At 63.6% G+C, this 20,008-nt stretch carries 15 protein-coding genes; 8 read left to right on the forward strand and 7 right to left on the reverse strand.

The window, feature by feature from the left end:
• Positions 1-25 precede the first annotated feature (25 nt).
• The gene (locus ACVOMF_RS06830) at positions 26-745 is read right to left on the reverse strand and encodes a hypothetical protein (protein WP_481508588.1); all 720 of its coding nucleotides are present in this window, start codon (positions 743-745) and stop codon (positions 26-28) included.
• Positions 746-1,103: 358 nt separating this feature from the next.
• Between ACVOMF_RS06830 and ACVOMF_RS06835 the strand changes: the two genes are divergently transcribed.
• From ACVOMF_RS06835 to ACVOMF_RS06850, 4 genes are all read left to right on the forward strand, one after another.
• Complete coding sequence (locus ACVOMF_RS06835; protein ID WP_481508611.1) at positions 1,104-1,196, forward strand: helix-turn-helix transcriptional regulator; 93 nt, start codon at positions 1,104-1,106, stop codon at positions 1,194-1,196.
• A gap of 301 nt (positions 1,197-1,497) precedes the next feature.
• Positions 1,498-1,695, forward strand: a complete 198-nt coding sequence (locus ACVOMF_RS06840) for a zinc-finger domain-containing protein (RefSeq protein WP_282267169.1) — start codon at positions 1,498-1,500, stop codon at positions 1,693-1,695.
• 10 nt (positions 1,696-1,705) lie between these two features.
• Entirely contained in the window at positions 1,706-2,815 is a 1,110-nt protein-coding gene (locus ACVOMF_RS06845) for a glycosyltransferase (protein ID WP_481508589.1), read from the forward strand.
• Positions 2,799-4,133, forward strand: coding sequence for an O-antigen ligase family protein (locus ACVOMF_RS06850; RefSeq protein WP_481508590.1), 1,335 nt, complete (start codon positions 2,799-2,801; stop codon positions 4,131-4,133). Before ACVOMF_RS06845 ends, ACVOMF_RS06850 begins: the two co-directional genes overlap by 17 nt.
• Positions 4,134-4,146: 13 nt before the next feature.
• Here ACVOMF_RS06850 and ACVOMF_RS06855 read toward each other — a convergent pair whose 3' ends face one another.
• The gene (locus ACVOMF_RS06855; protein WP_481508591.1) at positions 4,147-5,067 is read right to left on the reverse strand and encodes an LpxL/LpxP family Kdo(2)-lipid IV(A) lauroyl/palmitoleoyl acyltransferase; all 921 of its coding nucleotides are present in this window, start codon (positions 5,065-5,067) and stop codon (positions 4,147-4,149) included.
• A gap of 248 nt (positions 5,068-5,315) precedes the next feature.
• On the opposite strand from ACVOMF_RS06855, the gene waaA reads away from it, so the two are divergent.
• Positions 5,316-6,623, forward strand: coding sequence for a lipid IV(A) 3-deoxy-D-manno-octulosonic acid transferase (waaA, locus tag ACVOMF_RS06860; protein ID WP_481508592.1), 1,308 nt, complete (start codon positions 5,316-5,318; stop codon positions 6,621-6,623).
• A 249-nt stretch (positions 6,624-6,872) separates the two neighbouring features.
• Here the strand turns inward: waaA and ACVOMF_RS06865 are convergent, their stop codons facing one another.
• The 3 genes from ACVOMF_RS06865 to ACVOMF_RS06875 form a co-directional block, all read right to left on the reverse strand.
• On the reverse strand, positions 6,873-8,231 hold the full coding sequence (locus ACVOMF_RS06865; RefSeq protein WP_481508593.1) for a TolC family outer membrane protein: 1,359 nt from the start codon (positions 8,229-8,231) through the stop codon (positions 6,873-6,875).
• A 20-nt stretch (positions 8,232-8,251) separates the two neighbouring features.
• Positions 8,252-8,899, reverse strand: a complete 648-nt coding sequence (locus ACVOMF_RS06870; RefSeq protein ID WP_481508594.1) for a protein-L-isoaspartate O-methyltransferase family protein — start codon at positions 8,897-8,899, stop codon at positions 8,252-8,254.
• A gap of 125 nt (positions 8,900-9,024) precedes the next feature.
• Positions 9,025-9,699 carry a TetR/AcrR family transcriptional regulator gene (locus ACVOMF_RS06875; protein WP_481508595.1) on the reverse strand — a complete coding sequence of 225 codons (675 nt, stop codon included), beginning with the start codon at positions 9,697-9,699 and terminating at the stop codon, positions 9,025-9,027.
• Between the two features lie 105 nt (positions 9,700-9,804).
• Here ACVOMF_RS06875 and ACVOMF_RS06880 point away from each other — a divergent pair, with 105 nt between their 5' ends.
• The 3 genes from ACVOMF_RS06880 to ACVOMF_RS06890 all read left to right on the forward strand — a co-directional run bounded on the left by ACVOMF_RS06880 (position 9,805) and on the right by ACVOMF_RS06890 (position 17,204).
• Complete coding sequence (locus tag ACVOMF_RS06880; RefSeq protein ID WP_481508596.1) at positions 9,805-10,932, forward strand: efflux RND transporter periplasmic adaptor subunit; 1,128 nt, start codon at positions 9,805-9,807, stop codon at positions 10,930-10,932.
• A 3-nt stretch (positions 10,933-10,935) separates the two neighbouring features.
• The gene (locus tag ACVOMF_RS06885) at positions 10,936-14,097 is read left to right on the forward strand and encodes an efflux RND transporter permease subunit (RefSeq protein WP_481508597.1); all 3,162 of its coding nucleotides are present in this window, start codon (positions 10,936-10,938) and stop codon (positions 14,095-14,097) included.
• Between the two features lie 227 nt (positions 14,098-14,324).
• Positions 14,325-17,204: a ligand-binding sensor domain-containing protein gene (locus ACVOMF_RS06890; protein ID WP_481508612.1), complete on the forward strand. Its 2,880-nt coding sequence runs from the start codon at positions 14,325-14,327 to the stop codon at positions 17,202-17,204.
• Between the two features lie 52 nt (positions 17,205-17,256).
• On the opposite strand, the gene gdhA is transcribed toward ACVOMF_RS06890, so the two are convergent.
• Positions 17,257-18,600, reverse strand: coding sequence for an NADP-specific glutamate dehydrogenase (gene gdhA / locus ACVOMF_RS06895; protein ID WP_481508598.1), 1,344 nt, complete (start codon positions 18,598-18,600; stop codon positions 17,257-17,259).
• A 121-nt stretch (positions 18,601-18,721) separates the two neighbouring features.
• Positions 18,722-19,783 carry a 3-isopropylmalate dehydrogenase gene (leuB, locus tag ACVOMF_RS06900; protein WP_481508599.1) on the reverse strand — a complete coding sequence of 354 codons (1,062 nt, stop codon included), beginning with the start codon at positions 19,781-19,783 and terminating at the stop codon, positions 18,722-18,724.
• Between the last annotated feature and the right edge of the window lie 225 nt (positions 19,784-20,008).

Below are 20,008 nucleotides of genomic sequence, written 5' to 3' on the forward strand. Positions count from 1 at the left end.
TCACTTGTTGCTTTCGCATCGTGACCTAGTCCGACTTTCCGGCACACTTCGCGCCGCCGTCAGCCCGGTACTTCAACACGGCGTTGATACCGTACCAATCTGCCTTCGCTTCGTCGTTTTCATTGCCAAGCAGATGACTTGCCTCATGTGCTGCGGCATAGAGGGACTTCTCGAAGTCCGTGAGAATCCCACTAAGCGAATTTGGCGACGCGCCAAGCCTAGAACCTTGCAGCGAATAGTTTCCGCCTGTAAAAGCAAGCTTGTAGAGACGACCATATGCCGTTCCCGGCGTCGTACTGCCCGCAACGGGCACCCATCCAGAGCCTGCGGGCGGTGTATTTGTTGCACTAAACTCGTAACCCCAAACACCATAAACGTTCTTCTTCCCGAACGCGTAAACGTTGACTTTCTTCATCGTGCGACTAGCGCCCAACTTGATATCTTCATGCGAGTAATTGCTGAGTGCACACTCAAGCTTGGCTGATATGTTGCGATCGGTCTTGTCCAGCTGGGGAGCGGCACCTCCGCCGCCGTACCCCCAATCGTTGCCACCTTCGTAGCCACCAAGCCCATCGTCGAAGAAGTCACAATCAACCACATCGGGCATTTGATGCACAACGCCGTCCACTGTGACCTTTCCGCCCGGAGAGCTGCTGCAACTCACAGAAGTTCCAGCGTGAGTCCCACTGAAGAACACCGTGCCAATGAACACCAGAACTACCCCAAACCATATCTTTCGATCCATGAACTAGTTTCCCGCCTGGTCAAGAAGAAAGAAGACAAGAAGAAGAAAATCCGTGTGATCAAGCTCTCGTGCACCACCCCCAAGTTCCAATTGGACAGGAATTCAAAACCTCACTGGACAGTCCAGAAAGTTGCTTGGTCAATCAAAGCGAACGCATGCGCGTGAGGCGCTTTCTAACAAGATTGATTCAATGCACCAAAGATTCTGGCGAGAGAGTTCGGCGTTCCCCGAACGTGCATTTGCGACACGCTGCGCCCGCCCCCTGCCGCTGCAGCAGTTTAACCGCGCGGCGCTGGAAGGAGGGCAACATGGCTGACGGAATCGCGCTGTTGCTGAAGGAAGTGGGCAGAAGGTCGGCATCAGCACGGCCACCAATTATCGCATGATGGCGCGCGGGCAGTTCCCCAAGCCGCGCAAAATCGGGGCCAAGTCGCTCCGGTTCCAACCCTAAATCGACGCCTTCATCATGACTGTGGCGCATGGAACAAACTGGTCCCCAATGATGGGGAAAAGCATGGGGCAGGATATTGCGGCACGAAAAAACCACTGAAAATAGCGGCTTACACTAGTTCTTGGCGGAAAGAGTGACCGGCAGGGTCGTTGCCTGCTCGGCCCAATCCGGCCGTGGAAGCAGGGCAGGGAGCAGGACAGGGGGGTGTAACCGGCTTTTTGCCGTCCACGCTGCATCGAAGCGGCCGCATCGGCCCGGCGCTGCTAGAATTGCGCCGACCTGTTTTTCTGTGAATGACGCCATGAGCCATACCGCCACCGCGCCCGCCAACGCCGAGAAGCGTTACACCGTGCACCGCGCTGACCTGCCGCTGAGCTGCCCGACGCCGGAAATGGCGCTGTGGAACTCGCACCCGCGGGTTTACCTGCCGATCGAGAACGAACCCAATGGCGAGGCTGCCTGCCCGTATTGCGGTTCGGTATTCGTACTGGCCGATTGATCGCTGACCGATGCGCCGTTTGACGGTGGTGCAGTTGCTACCGGCGCTGCATTCCGGTGGCGTCGAGCGTTCCACGCTGGAAATTGCAGCGGCACTGGTGGCTGCCGGTCACCGGGCCATCGTCGTGTCCGCGGGCGGGCGCCTGCTGCAGCCGCTGCTGGACAGCGGTGCCGAACATCTGACCCTGGACATCGGCCGCAAGTCGCTGCTGACCCTGCGCCATGTGGCTTCGCTGCGGCGCCTGTTCAGTGAAACCGGCGCCGACATCGTGCACGCCCGTTCACGCTTGCCGGCCTGGCTGGGCTGGTATGCGCTGCGTGGCATGCCGGTCAGCAAGCGCCCGCATTGGATGACCACCATGCACGGGCTGAACTCGGCTGGTCGCTACAGCGGCATCATGGCCGGCGGTGAACGGGTGATCTGCGTATCGCAGACCGTGCGTGACTATCTGCTTGAACATTACCGGCACACCGATCCGGCCAAACTGCGGGTGATACCTCGTGGTGTGGATGTGGCCCAGTTCCCGCGCGTGGAGCGCAGCGACCGGCGGCCGCGTCTGGCCGTGGCCGCGCAGCATCCGCAGTTGGGCACGCAGGCGCCATTGCTGTTGTTGCCCGGGCGTGGCACCCGCCTCAAAGGGCACGCGCACGCCTTGCAGTTGCTGGCAGCGCTTCAGCGCGAAGGCCAACCTGCAATGTTGTGGATGCCCGGCGTGCGCGAGCCAGGACGCGAAGCCTATGTGCGCGAGCTGGAACAGCTGGCGCAGGCGTTGGGTGTGGCCGATCAAGTTGTCCTGAGTGAACCCACCAACCGTATTGCCGAGGCTTACGCCGCCAGCGATCTGGTGCTGCAGCTGTCGGACAAGCCAGAAGCATTCGGCCGCACCGTGCTGGAAGCGCTGTCGGTGGGGCGCCCGGTAGTTGGCTGGAATCATGGCGGGGTGGGCGAGCTGCTCAACCAACTGCAACCTTCAGGCGCGGTCGCGCAGGGTGACCTGCAGCAGTTGACGCAACGCGTGCTGCAGTTGCTGCAGAATCCGCCGTCGCTTCCGCGAAAAATTCCCTATACGTTGCAGGCCATGCAGCGTGCGACCCTGGATGTCTATGCAGAATTCGGTTAATGATCGGTCGTATGTAGCGACACCACGGCAGGCGGGCTGGTGGGCGCCGATCTGGGTGATCGCCTATGTCGCCTTGTTGCCGTTGCCAGGCATCGCCGAGTCGGTGTTGGTGCTGGGCGCCTTGTTTACCGTGCTGCGCTTGTTGCTGCTGCGGCTGAAAGAAGGCGACGGTATCCGCACCCTGTTGGGCGTGCCGGCATTGGCACTGACCAGCGTACTGTTCTGTGCGTACTGGTTGCCGCAGCTTGGCTCGGCGGTAGGTGCGGAGGATCCGGGCAAAGTCTGGGGCAAGGTCGCGGCGGGGCTGCGCTACCTGCCCTTCATGTGGTTGGTGGCGATAGCGGTGGGTAGCAGCCAGCGACGCCACACCACCTTTGCCGGGCTGGCGGTGATCACCGCGCTGTGGACGCTTGATGCTTTGCTGCAGGCGGGTATTGGAACCAGTCCCTTGTTCTGGAGCCTGGATCAGCTCAAATGGCTGAGCAGTGGGCACGGCCTGTGCACCGTGCAGGAAGTTGCCGCGGCCGATCGCCTGCCAGGTGTCTTCGGGCCATGCAATCTGAAATTCGGCCAGGTGCTGGCCAGTCTGTCGCCGTTCCTGTTGTTCTTTGTCGGCGCACGCTTTGGACATTGGGGTTGGTTGTTGAGCGCCGCTGCAGTCGGCGTGGTGCTGGTGCTTGCTGGTTCGCGCGCTTCACTGATTACCTATGCGCTGGTCCTGCTGATTTCGGGTTGGCGCCTGCTGGGGGCCAAGTGGCTGCTATTGGTGATGCTGGCCGGCATTGTCGGCATTGGCGCACTGGCGGCGGGCTCGGCGCAGGTGCGTGAGCGTTTTGCACGTACTGCGATGGCGTTCAGTGGCGGTGCAAGCGGGGTCAATGAGGCCTTGTCCGGGCGTAGTCAGATCTGGTCGGCTGCGCTGTGCATGGTGCGTGAGCACCCGATCAATGGCGTTGGCGCGCGCGGTTTCCGCGATGCCTATCCGGGCTGCAATCCGAGCCCGGAGCAGCATCCGGTCTGGGGCGAAGGCCCGGCCCTGCACGCCCACCAGATCGTGCTGGAGATCCTCGCCGAGACCGGTGTACTTGGCCTGTTGCTGTGGATTGCCGGTGCGGCGATGGCGCTGCGGGCCTGGATCTATTCCGGGCCGCAGGCGCGTGATCGGGCACGACCGGCGGCGCTGGCTTTGGCGGTAACGGTATTCCCGCTCAATACCCACCTTGCCTTCTATTCCGCCTTCTGGGGCGGGCTGACGGTGCTACTGGCGGCGCTGTACGCCGGTGCTTTGCTGGCCGAACCAAGCGAGCGCAACATCTGAGACGGCGGCCGCTTCAGTCGTAGAAGTGACTGCGGCCTTCGGGCTGGCGCTTGAAGCGGCGATGGATCCACAGGTACTGCGAAGGCGCTTCGCGCACCATCTGTTCGATGGCTGCGTTGACCTTGGCGGTATCTGCAACCGCGTCGTCGGTGGGGAAATCGGGTAGGGGCGGCGCAATCTTCAGCACATAGCTGCTGCCTTCGCGCCGATGGAAGTAGGGCACCACGGCACAACCGGTCATCCGCGCGAACTGATGGGTGGCGGTGATGGTGGAGGCCTGCATGCCAAAGAACGGCACGAACACCGAATCCTTGCCGCGCATGTCCTGGTCCGGCGCGTACCAGAGAAAGCCGCCCTTCTTCAGATGGCGCACCGTGGCGCGGATGTCTTCGTTGGCAAACATCGCGCAGGCGTACTTCAGCCGGCCGCTCTTCACCGCCCACTCCATCACCGGGTTGCGGTACTTGCGGTACATACCGGCCAACGGCACGTGATCGCAGAGCAGGCGGCCGCACATTTCCAAGGTCATGAAGTGCCCGGATACCAGCAGCACGCCGCGGCCTTCGGCCTGCAGTGCCTTGAGATGCTCCAGCCCTTCCCATTGCACCTGCGGGCGGATCACGTCGATCTTGCCCCACCAGGCCCGGGCAAATTCAAAGATCCCGACCCCGAGTGCGTCGAAGCTGTCGCGCAGCAGACGTTGCCGCCAGGCCTCGTCCTGCTCCGGGAAACACAGCCTGAGGTTGACCTCAGCTGCATGGCGGCGGCTACGGGCCAGGTGCAGGGCCAACCAGCCGATGCCGCGTCCTAATGCCCGCTGCAGCGTCCATGGCAGGCGCGCGCCGATGAGGGCGATGCCGAGCCAGGCAAAGGTGGGCCAATGACGTGGCTGCAGCAGCGAGGGCCGGGTCGCGGTGGAGGGTGAATCGGACATGGGTCGATTCTAAGCCACGCGAGTGACCGCAGGAGCACGGCAGGGTTTGCTGGAGTGGGTGGGGATGTGGAAGCTGGACGAGGGCGGGGACCTTGGAGGCGAGGGCGAACAAGCAAAAGCAGAGGCAGCCTTCCTCGATCCTCCTTCGCGTTGTGCGCAAGGGAGGAGGCGTAGCGAAGGCAGTGCGACAGCTCGGTTGGCAGGCGTTCGTCTCACGCAATTCCGGCGTTCTCCCGTATCCTTCGCCGATGCGTAAGGATCCAGTCGAATTTCTGCTGCGCGGCATCTATTCCGTCGTGCTCTATCTGCTGCTGCCCATCACCGTGTACCACCTGGTGTGGCGGGGGTTTCGTGTGCGCGAGTACTTCCGGCGTTGGGACGAGCGCTATGCCTCCTATCCGGAAAGTGGTGGCCAGCCGCGGGTCTGGTTGCATGCGGTATCGGTGGGCGAGGTCAATGCGGCGGCGCCCCTGGTCAATGCCTTGCGTGCGCAGCGCCCGGACATCCGCTGGATCATCACCACCATCACCCCGACCGGTTCGCAGCGCGTGCGCGCGCTGTGGGGCGATGCGGTCGATCATGTGTATCTGCCGTATGACGTGCCCGGCAGTGTCAGTCGTTTTCTGGGCCACTTCCAGCCCAGCCTGGCGCTGATCCTGGAGACCGAGCTGTGGCCGAACATGTTGTTCGGTTGCCGCGACCGTGGCATTCCCGTGTACATCCTCAATGCGCGTCTGTCGGCGCGTTCGCTCAAGGGTTACCGGGCGTTGAAGGCGCTGGTTGGGCGTGCCCTGCGCACGGTGACTTGTGTGGCGGCGCAGTCGCAGGCCGATGCCGATCGCTTCATCGAGCTGGGGGCGTTGCCCGAGCAGGTGCAGGCCTTGGGTAATTTGAAATTCGATATCCATCCACCGGACCCGACGGCGGTGTTGCAGGCATTCCATCAGCACGTGGCGGCGACGCGGCCGATATGGATTGCTGCCAGCACCCATGAAGGTGAAGAACAGGCGGTGATTGAAATCCATGCGCGCTTGTTGAAGAAGCATCCGGATGCCTTGCTGCTATGGGCGCCGCGTCACCCCGAGCGCTTTGCCAAGGTCGAGGCAGTGGCGCGCGAGGCGGGCTGGCGTGTGGCCACGCGCAAGGCGCAGCAATGGCCAGGTGCCGACGCCCAGGTATTCGTGATCGATACACTGGGTGAGTTGATGGCGTTCTACGCCTGCGCACAGGTGGCGTTTGTCGGCGGCAGTCTGCAGGCCATTGGCGGCCACAATCTGCTGGAGCCGGCAGCGATGGGTACGGCGGCGGTTACCGGTCCGCACCTGCACAATTTCGCCGAGATCTCGGGACGGATGGATGAGGCTGGAGCGCTGTGCATCTGTGCTGATGCGGCCGAAGTGGGTGTAGCCGTGTCACGTCTATTGCAGGACCAGACCGAGCGGGAGCGCATGGTGCAGGCCGGACGTGCACTGGTCGCCAATGGCCGTGGCGCGCTGGAGCATACGATCGCGTTGATCACGCCGCAGTTGCCGCCGCCGAGTGAGAGCGCTGCGTAGCCGAGGTAAGCGAAGCGCTGGGGCCTGTTTGTAGGAGCGGCTTAACCGCGAAGCTGATGGTGCATGAGTCCTCTGCACCCGTGCACGCTGATACGGTGCTTGCTTCGCGGCCTGCTCCGCTCCCGCAAAGAAGCAATGCTGTGCTGCACTGATGGTGCATCGATTGGGCGGTGGTGCTCGCGAGCAATGTCCCGGAAACAAGAAAGGCGGGCCGAGGCCCGCCTTTCTGCTTTGCGTTGCTGCGCGGCTTTACTGCGCGTTGTTCGGCTGCAGCTTTGCTGCGGCATCCACCGTCAGCAGGCGGTTGATGTCCTGGACCTCAGCGATTTCCAGATCACCCACGGCCTGGCTCAGCTGCAGGCGGCTCAGCAGGAAGTTGTAACGCGACTGTGCGTAGTCCAGCTGCGCCTGGAACAGGGTCTTCTGGTTCTGCACAACGTCCAGCACGGTACGGGTACCGACTTCCAGGCCTACCTGCGATGCGTCATACGCGCTCTGTGCCGAAACCACGGCCAGGCGACGCGCTTCTACTTCACTGATACCGGCAACCAACGCCTGATAAGCATTGCGGGTGTTGCGATCCAGTGCGCGCTTCTGCTGCTCGAAGGTGTCCTGGGCGATGTCACGGCGGGCCAACGCCTGACGCACGCCTGACTGGGTGGCGCCGCCGGCAAAGATCGGCACGCTCAAGGTCAGGCCGATGCTGTTGCTGGTGGTGTCGGGGGAGAGCGAGCTGCCGCCGATGCTGTCACCCCATTTGGCGCTCTTGCCCCAATTGCCACCCAGCGAGAGGGTCGGGTAGTGGCCGCCGCGGGCAGAGGAGACGTTGGACTCAGCGGCGCTGACCTGAAGTTCCTGTGCCTTCAGCGCCGGGTTGCGCGAAACCGCATCGCTGACCAACTGGTCGACGCTGGCACGGTTGGCCGGCACTTCCGGACGGAAGTCGACCGGCAGGCCGCGGACGTCACGCACCGGCTGACCGGTCAGCTCGGTAAGCGCCTGATAGGCGTCCTCCAGCGAGTTACGGGTCAGGATGGTGTTGGCGCGGGCCTGGTCGTACTGGGCACGGGCTTCATGCACGTCGGTGATCGGTGCCAGGCCGACTTCCAGGCGCTTGTCGGCGTAGTCGAACTGCTTCTTGGCAGCGGCTTCGTTGGTCTCGGCAGCGGTAAGCGATTCAATGCCGACCAATACGTTGAAATAGGTGGTCGCAGTGCGCACCACCAGGTCATCGTTGGCCGAGTCCAGGGTGAAATCGGCGGCCTTGCTGATATCGCGCTGCGCACGCAGATTCGCAAACTGCGACCAGTTGAACAGCGTCTGGCTGCCGGTGATGCCGTAGCTGCGGGTCTTGGTGGTAGCGCTGCCGCTGACGCCGTCAGCCTTGGAGTGGGCCCGGTCCAGCGAGGCCTCACCGCCGATCTGCGGCAGCAACGCGGCCCGTGCCTGTACCGCGCCTTCCTTGTCGAACAGGCGCGTGGATTCAGCCGCAGCCAGCTGCGTGTCACCGTTGCGGGCCATTTCGTAGACCTGCAGCAGGTCGGCGGCATGGGAAGTCAGCGGAGTGAGGGCGACTGCCAGCGCAAGGGTGAGGGATCGGCGGATCATTGCGGCTTCCTTGGACGGTTTTAGAGTTGGAATTGCGGTGCGGGCGCAGCGCCCTGCAGGTAATCAAGATCGGTTTCGAACAGCGAGGCGGTGCTGCCATCGGCCTGGACCAGCACCGCTTCCATCACCGGCGAGACGCCGCGGATGGCAAACAGGCGGCCGCCAGTGCGCAGCAGCTTCAGCAGTTCCACCGGAACAGTTTCTACCGCACCGGTGATGCAGATGGCGTCGAACTGACGCTGGCTCTGCCAATTCAGGCCGTCGGCCACTTCAATGCGGACATTGCTGCCCAGCTTGGCGGCGTCCAGGTTCTGGCGGGCGCGCTCGGCCAGTTCGGGCTGGATTTCCAGGCTCAGCACTTCGCGGGCCAGTTCGCCCATGCAGGCGCTCAGGAAGCCGCTGCCGGTGCCGATTTCCAGCACTTCGTCGGTCGGCTGCAGATCCATCGCCTGCAAGGTACGGCCTTCGATGACCGGCTTCATCATCTTCTGGCCATGACCCAGCGGCAGCTCGATATCGGCATAGGCCAGAGCACGGTGCGATTCGGCGACGAAGGCTTCACGCGGCAGGCGGGCCAGCACGTCCAGCACGCGGACCTCCAGCACATCCCAGGGCCGGATCTGCTGTTCAACCATCATTTCGCGGACGTGGGAGTAATCGATCGTCATGGGAAGCTCATCATTCCAGCGCAGTGGGCCGGCTATTTTACCGGTTACCAGACACAAAGTACGGGTCCAACATTGCGGCGAGGGCCGCGTTGGACGCAGTGCCGGAAGTCATTCGCACCTCCGGTTCATTCAGCTTGCGGGCGCGGGCCGTAGGCGCGCAGGAAAAAATCAACGCTGGCGGCAATATGCACGTCCACATTGAGCTGATCCGGGGCGGTGCACAGGCCACACATCATATGTGCATGAACCTCGCCCTTGATCAGGCAGAAGAACTGGCGGGATGCCAGGGGCAGGTCGTCGATGTCCAGCTGGCCACGGGCAACGCGGGCGCCGAGGAACTCGGTGAGCGCGGATTCGGTACGGGCCGGGCCTGCCTGCCAGAACATCTGCCGGACCCGGTCATCGGTATCCGGGGTCATCATCATGCGCTGGGTGGCAATGGCCGCATCACTGCTGATCAGGGCGAAAAACGCATGACCGATGCCCTGCAGCTGGCCGCGCAGCGGCGCCTCGTTGTCGGTGACAAATAGTTCATCAGGCATCATTTCCACGCACTTGGCCTGGATCGCCTCGCTGAACAAGGTGTCCTTGTCGCCAAAATGGCTGTAGACCGTCAGCTTGGAAACACTGGCGCGGGCGGCAATCTCGTCCATGCTGACGCCGTTGAAGCCCTGTTCGATGAATAACTCCTTGGCTGCGTCCAGGATGGCCGCACGCTTGCCCAGGTCCTTGGGGCGACCCGGACCGGAACTGCGTTGCGCCGCTGTGGCGGGGGCTGGGGAGGGTTTTTTCGGAGACATCCGGTAATACTAGACCAGCTGGTTCGATATTTATACTATACCGATGCGTTTAGTAATGGCGGTGAAATCCCGTCCCCTCTTTCCCTTGCGTCAGCGACCTTATTTATGACCCACCTTCGATGGATTGGCTGTTGCCTGCTGTTGCCCTTGCTTGCTGCCTGCGGCAAGCCCGAAACCGCGCCCGTACATGCTGTACCCGTGTTGGTGGAGCACCCGGCCGGCGACGGCGGGGTAGCGGTCGGCGCCTATCCGGGCGAGGTGCGTGCGCGCGAGGAAACCGCGCTGTCCTTCCGCGTCGGTGGCAAGCTGCTGCGGCGTGAGGTGGATGCCGGTCAGCGGGTCAGCAAGGGACAGTTGCTGGCCGAACTCGATGTTGCCGACTACAACCTGCAGGCGCGTGCGGCGCAGGCACAGTTCGCTGCCGCCGAGGCTGACCTGGTGCGGGCCCGCGACGAGCATAAGCGCTACCAGGCGCTGGCCAGCCAGCAGCTGGTCAGCCAATCCGCGCTGGACGCGCAGACTGCAGCATTGAAAGCAGCGCAAGGTCAGGCCGATGCGGCGCGGGCCAATCTCGATGTTGCGCGCAATCAATCCGGCTACGCCCAACTGCATGCGCCGGAAGGCGGCATGATCGCCAGCCGCGAGGCGGAGGCCGGGCAGGTGGTTGCTGCTGGCCAGACCATTTACACGCTGGCTGCAGACGGCGCGCGCGAGGTTGCGATTGCGCTGCCGGAAAGCACGATCCGCGATTTCAGCGTCGGCCAGGCGGTCGAGGTCGAGTTGTGGAACCAGGGAGGTAAGCGTCTGTCCGGCAGCATCCGTGAGATCGCGGCCGCTGCCGATCCGCAGGCGCGCACCTATGCCGCACGGGTCAGCCTGGCAGCCGATGCGCTGGATGCGGTTGAACTGGGCCAGAGCGCGCGGGTGTTCATCGCCCACGGCAAGCAGGGCGTGATGAGCGTGCCGCTGGCGGCGGTGCAGGCGGGCAAGCAGCCGCAGCAGGGCAGCGTCTGGGTGGTGAACCCGGCCGACGGCAAGTTGCAGGCGCGCACGGTGACGCTGGGTGCCTATGGCCCGGAGAGCGTGCCGGTGTTGGCGGGCTTGAAGGCTGAGGATTGGGTGGTCGCCGCCGGCGGACATCTGCTGCGCGAAGGCCAACAGGTGACTGCGGTTGATCGCAGCAATCGGCCGGTGCTTGCGCCTGCCGCTGCAGCCGCAAAGAAAGGGGAGTGAGGCGTGAAACGCTTCAATCTCTCCGAATGGGCGCTCGGTAACCGCCCGCTGGTGCTGTTCATGATGATCGCGATGGCGATCATCGGTGCCTGGTCGTACAAGCACCTGGGGCAGTCCGAAGATCCGCCGTTCACCTTCAAGGCGATGGTGGTGCAGACCATGTGGCCGGGGGCCACTGCCGAGCAAGTGTCCAAGCAGGTCACCGAGCCGATTGAAAAAGCATTGATGAACACCGGCGAATTCGAGTTCATCCAGGCCTATTCGCGCCCGGGTGAGTCGCAGGTGATCTTCATGGCACGCGACTCGATGCCGTCCAAGGACGTGCCCGAGCTGTTTTACCAGGTGCGCAAGAAGGTCGGCGACATCCATTCACAGCTGCCGGCCGAAGTGATCGGGCCGTTCTTCAACGACGAGTTCGGCGACACCTTCGGTAATATCTATGCGCTGACCGGCAAGGGCTTCGACTATGCGCTGATGCGCGACTATGCCGACCGCATCCAGCTGCAGCTGCAGCGCGTGGATGATGTCGGCAAGGTCGATCTGCTTGGCCTGCAGGACGAGAAGGTGTGGATCCAGCTGTCCAACACCAAGCTGGCGACGCTGGGCGTGTCGATGCAGCAGGTGCAGCAGGCACTGGCGCAGCAGAATGCGATTGCCCCGGCCAGCTGGTTCGAAACCCCGACCGACCGCGTGCAGCTGCGTGTCAGCGGTCAGTTCACTTCCGTCGAAGACATCCGCAACTTCCCCATCCAGGCCGGTGATCGCACCGTGCGGCTGGGCGACATCGCCGAGGTGAAGCGTGGTTTCGCCGATCCGGCCTCGGCCAAGATGCGCTTCATGGGCGAGGACGCCATCGGCATTGCGGTGGCGATGAAGAACGGCGGTGACATCCTCAAGCTGGGCAAGACCCTGGACAGCGAGTTCGAGCAGCTGCAGAAGACGCTGCCGGCCGGCATGCAGCTGCGCAAGGTCTCCGACCAGCCGCATGCGGTGAAGGAATCGGTGGGCGAGTTCGTCAAGGTGCTGACCGAGGCGGTGGTGATCGTGCTGCTGGTGAGCTTCTTCTCGTTGGGCTGGCGCACCGGCCTGGTGGTGGCGGTGTCGATCCCGCTGGTGTTGGCGATGACGTTCTTCGTCATGCATCAGTTCGACATCGGCCTGCACAAGATCTCGCTGGGCGCCCTGGTGCTGGCGCTGGGCCTGCTGGTGGACGACGCGATCATCGCGGTGGAGATGATGGCCACCAAGATGGAGCAGGGTTATGACCGCCTGCGTGCGGCCAGCTTTGCCTGGACATCCACCGCCTTCCCGATGTTGACCGGTACGCTGATTACCGCGGCCGGCTTCCTGCCGATTGCCACGGCTGCATCGAGCACCGGTGAATACACACGTTCCCTGTTCCAGGTGGTGACCATCGCACTGGTGGTGTCGTGGATTGCCGCGGTACTGTTCATTCCGTATCTCGGCGACAAGATGCTGCCGGACCTGCACAACCCGCAGCCACCCAAGCCGGGCAGTATTGCCGGGCGCTGGCACGCGCTGCGGCTGCGTTGGGCTGACCGCAATCCGGCCGTGGCCAACCTGATCAAGCCGAAGGAACTGGCGCACGATCATGACCCGTACAAGAGCGCGTTCTACCAGCGCTTCCGGGTGTTCCTGGATGCCTGCCTGCGTCGCCGCTGGCTGGTGATCCTGGCCACGATTGGGCTGTTTGTGTTCTCGCTGGTGATCTTCCGCTTCGTGCCGCAGCAGTTCTTCCCGGATTCAACCCGGCCCGAGTTGATGGTGGATATCGAACTGGCCGAAGGCGCGTCGCTGACCGCCACCCAGGCACAGGCGCAGAAGTTCGAAGCGCTGATCAAGGGGCACAAGGGCGTGGCCAACTTCGTCGGTTATGTCGGCAATGGCTCGCCGCGCTTCTACCTGCCGCTGGACCAGCAGTTGCCGGCCACCAACTTCGCCCAGTACGTGGTGCTGGCCGAGGACACCAAGGCGCGCGAGGAACTGCGTGACTGGCTGTTGAAGGAGGTGGTGCCGAAGTTCGGTGACGTGCAGCTGCGCGTGACCCGGCTGGAGAACGGCCCGCCGGTTGGCTACCCGGTGCAGTTCCGTATTTCCGGCGAGCATATCGAGCGCGTGCAGGCGATTGCCGCGCAGGTGGCAGATAAAGTGCGGCAGAACCCGCATACCACCAACGTCAACCTCAACTGGAGCGAGCCGAGCAAGGTGGTGCGCCTGGTCGTGGACCAGGACCGTGCCCGCGTACTGGGCGTGAGCAGTGCGCAGATCGCGCAGTTCCTGACCAGCTCGCTGTCGGGCATGAGCGTGAGCACCTACCGCGAAGGCAATCGCCAGATCGGTATGTTGCTGCGTGGCCCGGATGACGAGCGTGCGCGCCTGGACATGCTGGGCAGCCTGGCCATCCCGACCGCCAGCGGCAAGTCGGTGTCGTTGTCGCAGGTGGCCAAGCTGGAATATGCCTTCGAGGACGGCATCATCTGGCACCGCGACCGCCTGCCGACCGTCACCGTGCGTGCCGACATCGGCGACAGCATGCTGCCGGTGGGCGTGGTCGAGCAGATCGTGCCGACCTTGAGTGAAATCCGCGATGCCCTGCCCAGCGGCTATCTGCTGGAAACCGGCGGTACCGTCGAGGACTCGGCGCGCGGGCAGAACTCGATCAAGGCTGGCATGCCGCTGTTCCTGGTGGTGGTGGCGACCCTGCTGATGGTGCAGCTGCGCAGCTTCTCGCGGGCGGCGATGGTGTTCATCACCGCGCCGCTGGGCATCATCGGCGCGACCTGGTTCCTGCTGCTGTTCCAGGCCCCGTTCGGCTTCGTGGCGATGCTGGGCACGATTGCCCTGGCCGGCATGATCATGCGCAACTCGGTGATCCTGATCGACCAGATCCAGCAGGACATCGACGCCGGCCACGACCGCTGGCACGCGATCATCGACGCCACGGTGCGCCGCTTCCGGCCTATCGTGCTGACCGCGCTGGCGGCGGTGCTGGCGATGATCCCGCTGTCGCGCAGTGCCTTCTACGGCTCGATGGCGATCTCGATCATGGGCGGGCTGATCGTCGGCACGGTGTTGACCCTGGTGTTCCTGCCGGCGCTGTACGCGGCCTGGTTCCGGGTGCGCCCGGACGAAGCCGGCCACTGAGGGCAGGCTTCGGGTGATCCGTCGTCGGTGTACATGGCGCCAAGGCCGGTCGTACGGCCCGCCGTAAGATTCGACGACGGATTTCACGTTTGAGATGGTAAATTGGCGCGTCGGCGGGGGAGCCGGCGCGACCTGCGGAGGCGGGTTTGTACAGACGCCAGAGGATTGCTGACGCCACAGCTGCATGGTTTGCAGGCCGGAACCGGCTGGCGGCCGGGCTGTGCGCCTTGCTTGTAACCGCGCTGCTATGGACTGTGGCCTTGCCGCCGGCACAGGCCTCGCGGCATACCGTGGCCGGTTGGGGGATGGAACAGGGGCTGCCGCACAACCTGGTGCAGTCGGTGGCGCAGGGCAGTGACGGCTTCATCTGGCTTGGCACCTGGGAAGGCGTGGTCCGCTTCAACGGCCGCAGCTTCACCGTTTTCGATCGCCAGAACACGCCGGGCGTGGAGCTGTCCGGGGTGCTGAGCATCCTGCCCGAGGCCGATGGCGCAGTGCTGTTCGGGACGATCTCTGATGGCGTTTACCGCTACCACCGCGGGCGCTGGGAAGCCTTGGGTGGTGCCGATGCACGGCACTTGTCGGTTACCGCACTGCTGCGGGATCCGTCCGGGGACCTGTGGATCGCCGCCAAGGACAAGCTGCTGTGCCTGCTGCCGTCCGGGCAGCTGCTCGATGCCGGCGCCACGCTGGGCTTGCCCGAGGTGCCGGTCACCGCACTGCGCCTGATGGCCGACGGAGCGGTGCTTGTGGCTACCGAAAAAGGTGTCTACCAGTTGCAGCATGGACGCTTGGTGCCATGGAACGATACTGCTGGTTGGGTGGTGCGTGACCTGGTCGATGATGGCAACGATGGTTGGGTGGTTGCTGCCGACGACGGTGTTCATTGGCTGCATGGTGATGGTCAACGGCAGCATCTGCTGCCTGGCGAACGCGTGGATGCGGTGCGGCGTGATGCCAAAGGCGCGTTGTGGCTGAGTCTGTCAGCTGGCCGTTTGGTGCGCCTGGAGGGAGGCAAGACCGAGCGGATCGGGGTTCCCGGGCAGGTCAGCCCGGCCTTGTTGATCGACCGCGAAGGTCTGGTCTGGGCAGGCAGCACCGATGGCTTGTTCCGCATCGATGAGGGCGCCGCGCGCGGCCTGACCACTGAGGATGGCTTGGGTTCGGACTATGTGCGGGCACTGGTCCAGTCCGACAACGGCGATGTCTGGATTGGGCATTCCGAAGGCCTGAACCGCATGCGTGGTGATGCAATCAGCGCGGTGCGATTGTTGCCTGGTACAGGCCGTGACGCCTCGGTGCTGGCCTTGGCCGGGCGTGGCCAGGGCGTGTGGGCAGGCACGTACAACCAGGGTGTGCTTGGCCTGGATGTGGCCGGCCGGGTCGTGCAACGGATCAGCTTGCCCGGGACCGTGCAGCCATTGATCCGTAGTCTGTTGGGCGAAAGCGATGGCGGCCTGTGGATAGGCAGCTCGGAAGGACTGTTCCACTACCAGCAGGGCAAGCTGCATCACTACGGATTGGAAGAGGGTCTGCCGGGACTGGCGGTGCACGCGCTGTACCGCGACGCTGCGGGCGTACTCTGGATAGGCACCAACGGTGGCATGGCGGGGCTGGACAAGGACGGCAAGCTGCAGGCGTGGTCGCCTGATGTAGGGTTCCCGGGGCGCTATGTCTTCGACTTCCTTGGCGATGACAATGGTGATCTGTGGATTGCCAGTGACCATGGGCTGCTGCGCAAGCGTGGTTTGGACATTGTTGTCTTCGACCATCGCAATGGACTGCCGCGCGACAAGGTATTCCGGGTGATCGACGATGGTGCCGGCCATCTGTGGTTGCCCAGCAATCAAGGTGTGTTCCGGCTCGACCGCACTGACCTGATCGCCGTGGCTGCGGGCGCACGTACGCATCTTGCCGTGCAGGTGCTGGACCATACCGATGGCATGCCCAGCAGTCAGGGCAATGGCGCCTCGTCCCCTGCAGGATGGCTCACCCGCGAAGGTGAACTGTTGTTCCCAACCGGCGGTGGTCTGGCGGTGATCGATCCGCAGCGGGTCGATGGCAATACGCGCTTCCGCAAATTCCCTGTGGCCATCGAGAACGTGGTCATTGATGGTGATCCACAGCCGTTACGCAGCGCTTACTACCTGCCCGCGGGAGTGGATCGCATTGCCGTGGCCTACGCCGGCCTGGGCTTCCGTGCGCCGGACAAGATGCGTTACCGCTATCGACTCGAAGGTTTTGATGCCGATTGGGTGGACGCGGGCAGTCGCATTGAAGCGATCTATACCAATCTGCCGCCCGGGAAATATCGTCTGCGTATCCAGGCGATGTCCTTGCCATTGGATTGGGAAAACACAAGTCGTGGCGGCGAAGCATTGTTGGACCTGGAGATCGCTGCGCCGCTATGGCAACGCCCCTGGGTACGCTGGCTGAGCGCTATTGTCGCGCTCGGTCTGATTCTGTTGCTGGCAGGTTGGCGGGCGGCCAGCTATCGACGCGGGCAGCAGCGCTTGAGCAGCGAGATCGCTGCACGTACCCAGGAATTGAGCGAGAAGAACCGCGCGCTGGAACAGGCCGATTCCGAGCGCGCCAGTCTCTTGCGACGTCTGGAACATCAGGCGATGCACGATGCGCTGACCGGTCTGCCCAATCGGCGAGCGGGCGACGCCTATCTGCAGCAGGCGCTGCAGCGTGCCAGCGCCGGGGGAACGCCCCTGAACGTGGCGCTGGTGGATGTGGACCACTTCAAGCAGATCAATGACCGCTACGGCCATGATGCCGGCGATCAGGTGTTGCGCGACATTGCCAGCCTGTTGCAGCTACGGCTTGGCAAGGAGCAGTTCGTGGCTCGGCATGGTGGTGAGGAGTTCCTGGTGGTGATGCACGGCATATCGCTGCAGGAGGCAGTAGCAGCACTACAGGAGCTGCGCATCCGCCTGGCACGGCTGCGCTTCGAGGACGTGGATGCCGGGGTTAGTGTCACCGTCAGTATCGGCGTCGCAGCACTGGGGCCAGGTCAGGCTGACGGACGCACGTTGCTGGCGGCCGCTGACCGGCAGCTCTATCGCGCCAAGCGCGAAGGCCGCAATCGGGTGCTGTCGTAACGACGGCGCCCGCAGGCGCCGTCACTTTCAAACCCTGCGCGGGCAGGATGGCTCAATACAGGCCCTGCGCCAGCATCGCATCGGCAACCTTGACGAAACCGGCGATGTTGGCGCCGTCCACGTAGTTGACGCTGCCATCGGCACGTACGCCGTGCTGCACGCAGTTGGCGTGGATCTCTTTCATGATCACGTGCAGGCGCTCATCGACATCGGCATGGCGCCACGACAGGCGCAGCGCGTTCTGGCTCATTTCCAGACCCGAGGTGGCCACGCCGCCGGCATTGCTGGCCTTGCCAGGTGCGTACAGCGTGCCGGCCTGCAGGAATACATCCACCGCCTCCAGCGTTGATGGCATGTTGGCCCCTTCGGCCACGCACAGCACGCCGTTGTGGACCAGGGTGCGTGCGTCGGTTTCGTCCAGCTCGTTCTGGGTGGCGCAGGGCAGGGCGATATCGGCCGGGATATGCCAGGGGCGACGATCGGCGAGGAACTCGAAGCGGGCATCGTCGCCGAGCTCGGACAGCCGACCGCGACGTTCGTTCTTCAGCGCCATCACTTCCTGCAGGGCTTGTTCGTCGAAGCCATCACGCGCATACAGGGTGCCCTCGGAATCGGAGAAGGTCAGTACCTTGGCGCCGAGTTCGCTGGCCTTGATCGCAGCGTACTGGGCGACGTTGCCGGAGCCGGACACCAATACCTTGGCACCGTGGGTCTGGCGCTTGGCGTGGTGCAGCATCTGCTCGACGAAGTAAACCGTGCCGAAGCCGGTGGCTTCCGGCCGCATCAGGCTGCCGCCATAGGCCAGGCCCTTGCCGGTGAACACGCTGGAGGCATCATTGCTGAGCTTCTTCATCATGCCGGCCATGAAGCCGACCTCGCGTGCACCCACGCCGATATCGCCGGCCGGCACGTCGGTATCCGGGCCGAGGTGGCGGTACAGCTCCAGCATCAATGCCTGGCAGAAGCGCATCACTTCACCATCGCTCTTGCCCTTGGGGTCGAAGTCCGAGCCGCCCTTGCCGCCGCCCATCGGCAGCGTGGTCAACGCGTTCTTGAAGGTCTGCTCGAAGGCCAGGAACTTGAGGATGGACAGATTCACCGAGGGGTGGAAACGCATGCCGCCCTTGAACGGGCCAATCGCCGAGCTGTGCTGCACGCGCCAGGCGCGGTTGACGTGGGTTTGCCCCTTGTCATCGGCCCAGGCGACGCGGAACTGGATGACCCGCTCCGGCTCGACCAGACGCTCCAGCAACCCGTATTGCGTGTACTTCGGGTTCTGCTGCAGGAACGGCCACAGGCTGTGCGCCACTTCCTTGACTGCCTGCAGGAACTCGGATTGGTTGGGGTCGCGCTTGGCCACATAGGCCAGGAAGTCGTCGGGAGTGCGGTAGTTCAAGGTCATTCCTTTGTTGATGCGGGACCTGAAGTGACAGGTCCAATGAAGAAACGGCGTGGTATCCACCTGGCGGGAACAGCCCGCAAAAAAAAGACGCGGCCAAGGGCCGCGTCTGTCTACATCAGTTCAGCTGCGCAAGCACGGCTAGCCCGGCTTGCTGGGTGTTGAGTGCCTGTCCTTGTGCGGCCAGGTCGGCGGTGAAATGACCACTATCGAGTGCGTTGCTGACCGCTTGTTCGATCGCGGCTGCTTCCGTTTCCAGCCCCAATGAATGACGCAGCAACATCGCCGCGCTCAAGATGGTGGCGTAAGGATTGGCGATGCCCTTGCCGGCGATGTCCGGTGCCGAGCCGTGGATCGGCTCGTAGATGCCGACCTTGCCTTGTTCGCCCAGCGAGGCCGATGGCAGCAGGCCAAGCGAACCGGCCAGCATCGAGGCCTCATCGGTGAGGATGTCGCCGAACATGTTCTCGGTGACGATCACGTCGTAGACGCGCGGCTTGGCGATCAGGTGCATGGCCATGGAATCGACCAGCTGGTGCTCCAGTTCCACGTCCGGGAATTCCTCGCGGCCGATACGTGCGGCGATGTCACGCCACAGGCGCGAGGTTTCCAGCACATTGGCCTTGTCCACCGAGGTCAGCTTGCCGCGGCGCTGCTGGGCCAGGCGGAAGGCGCTGCGCAGCACGCGCTCGATCTCGACCACGGTGTAGCGGCACAGGTCGCTGGCGCTGTCGGCATCGCGGGTCTTGTCGCCGAAGTAGATGCCGCCGGTCAGCTCGCGCACCACCACGAAGTCCACGTCCTTGAGCAGTTCGGGTTTGATTGGCGAGGCGTTGAGCGCAGCCGGGTGGGTGCGTACCGGGCGCAGGTTGGCGTACAGACCCAGTGCCTTGCGGATGGCCAGCAGGCCTTGTTCCGGGCGCACCTTGGCGTTCGGGTCGGACCACTTGGGACCACCGACGGCGCCGAGCAGGACCGCATCAGCTTTGCTGCAGGCGTCCAGCGTGGCTGCCGGCAGTGGCTCGCCATGGTTGTCGATGGCGATGCCACCGATGTCGTGTTCGCTGAAGCTGAAGCTATGGCCGAATCGGGCAGCGATGGTCTTGAGCACGTCGACGGCAACGGCGGTGATTTCTGGACCGATGCCGTCACCCGGCAGTACGACGATGTTGGCTTGCATGTAAGGGTTCCAGTTGCTGTTTGTTTTGTTTGAAGCCCCTCTCCCTGCGGGAGAGGGGTTGGGGTGAGGGCAGGGAGCTACGGTGCACTACTTAACTGCGTGGCTTCGCCCCTACCCTCATCCGCCCCTTCAGGGCACCTGCATTCGGCACATCCATGTGCCTCACCTTACGGGCGGCTGCGCCGTGCAGTCCGGCAATCCTGCCGGACTGTCTCCCGGAGGGAG

This window comes from Stenotrophomonas sp. STEN022, from assembly GCF_056760155.1.

Coding starts and splice junctions, on each gene's coding strand:
- ACVOMF_RS06830 (WP_481508588.1), bottom strand. CDS start 745: ATGGATCGAAAGATATGGTTTGGGGTAGTTCTGGTGTTCATTGGCACG.
- ACVOMF_RS06840 (WP_282267169.1), top strand. CDS start 1,498: ATGAGCCATACCGCCACCGCGCCCGCCAACGCCGAGAAGCGTTACACC.
- ACVOMF_RS06845 (WP_481508589.1), top strand. CDS start 1,706: ATGCGCCGTTTGACGGTGGTGCAGTTGCTACCGGCGCTGCATTCCGGT.
- ACVOMF_RS06850 (WP_481508590.1), top strand. CDS start 2,799: ATGCAGAATTCGGTTAATGATCGGTCGTATGTAGCGACACCACGGCAG.
- ACVOMF_RS06855 (WP_481508591.1), bottom strand. CDS start 5,067: ATGTCCGATTCACCCTCCACCGCGACCCGGCCCTCGCTGCTGCAGCCA.
- waaA (WP_481508592.1), top strand. CDS start 5,316: ATGCGTAAGGATCCAGTCGAATTTCTGCTGCGCGGCATCTATTCCGTC.
- ACVOMF_RS06865 (WP_481508593.1), bottom strand. CDS start 8,231: ATGATCCGCCGATCCCTCACCCTTGCGCTGGCAGTCGCCCTCACTCCG.
- ACVOMF_RS06870 (WP_481508594.1), bottom strand. CDS start 8,899: ATGACGATCGATTACTCCCACGTCCGCGAAATGATGGTTGAACAGCAG.
- ACVOMF_RS06875 (WP_481508595.1), bottom strand. CDS start 9,699: ATGTCTCCGAAAAAACCCTCCCCAGCCCCCGCCACAGCGGCGCAACGC.
- ACVOMF_RS06880 (WP_481508596.1), top strand. CDS start 9,805: ATGACCCACCTTCGATGGATTGGCTGTTGCCTGCTGTTGCCCTTGCTT.
- leuB (WP_481508599.1), bottom strand. CDS start 19,783: ATGCAAGCCAACATCGTCGTACTGCCGGGTGACGGCATCGGTCCAGAA.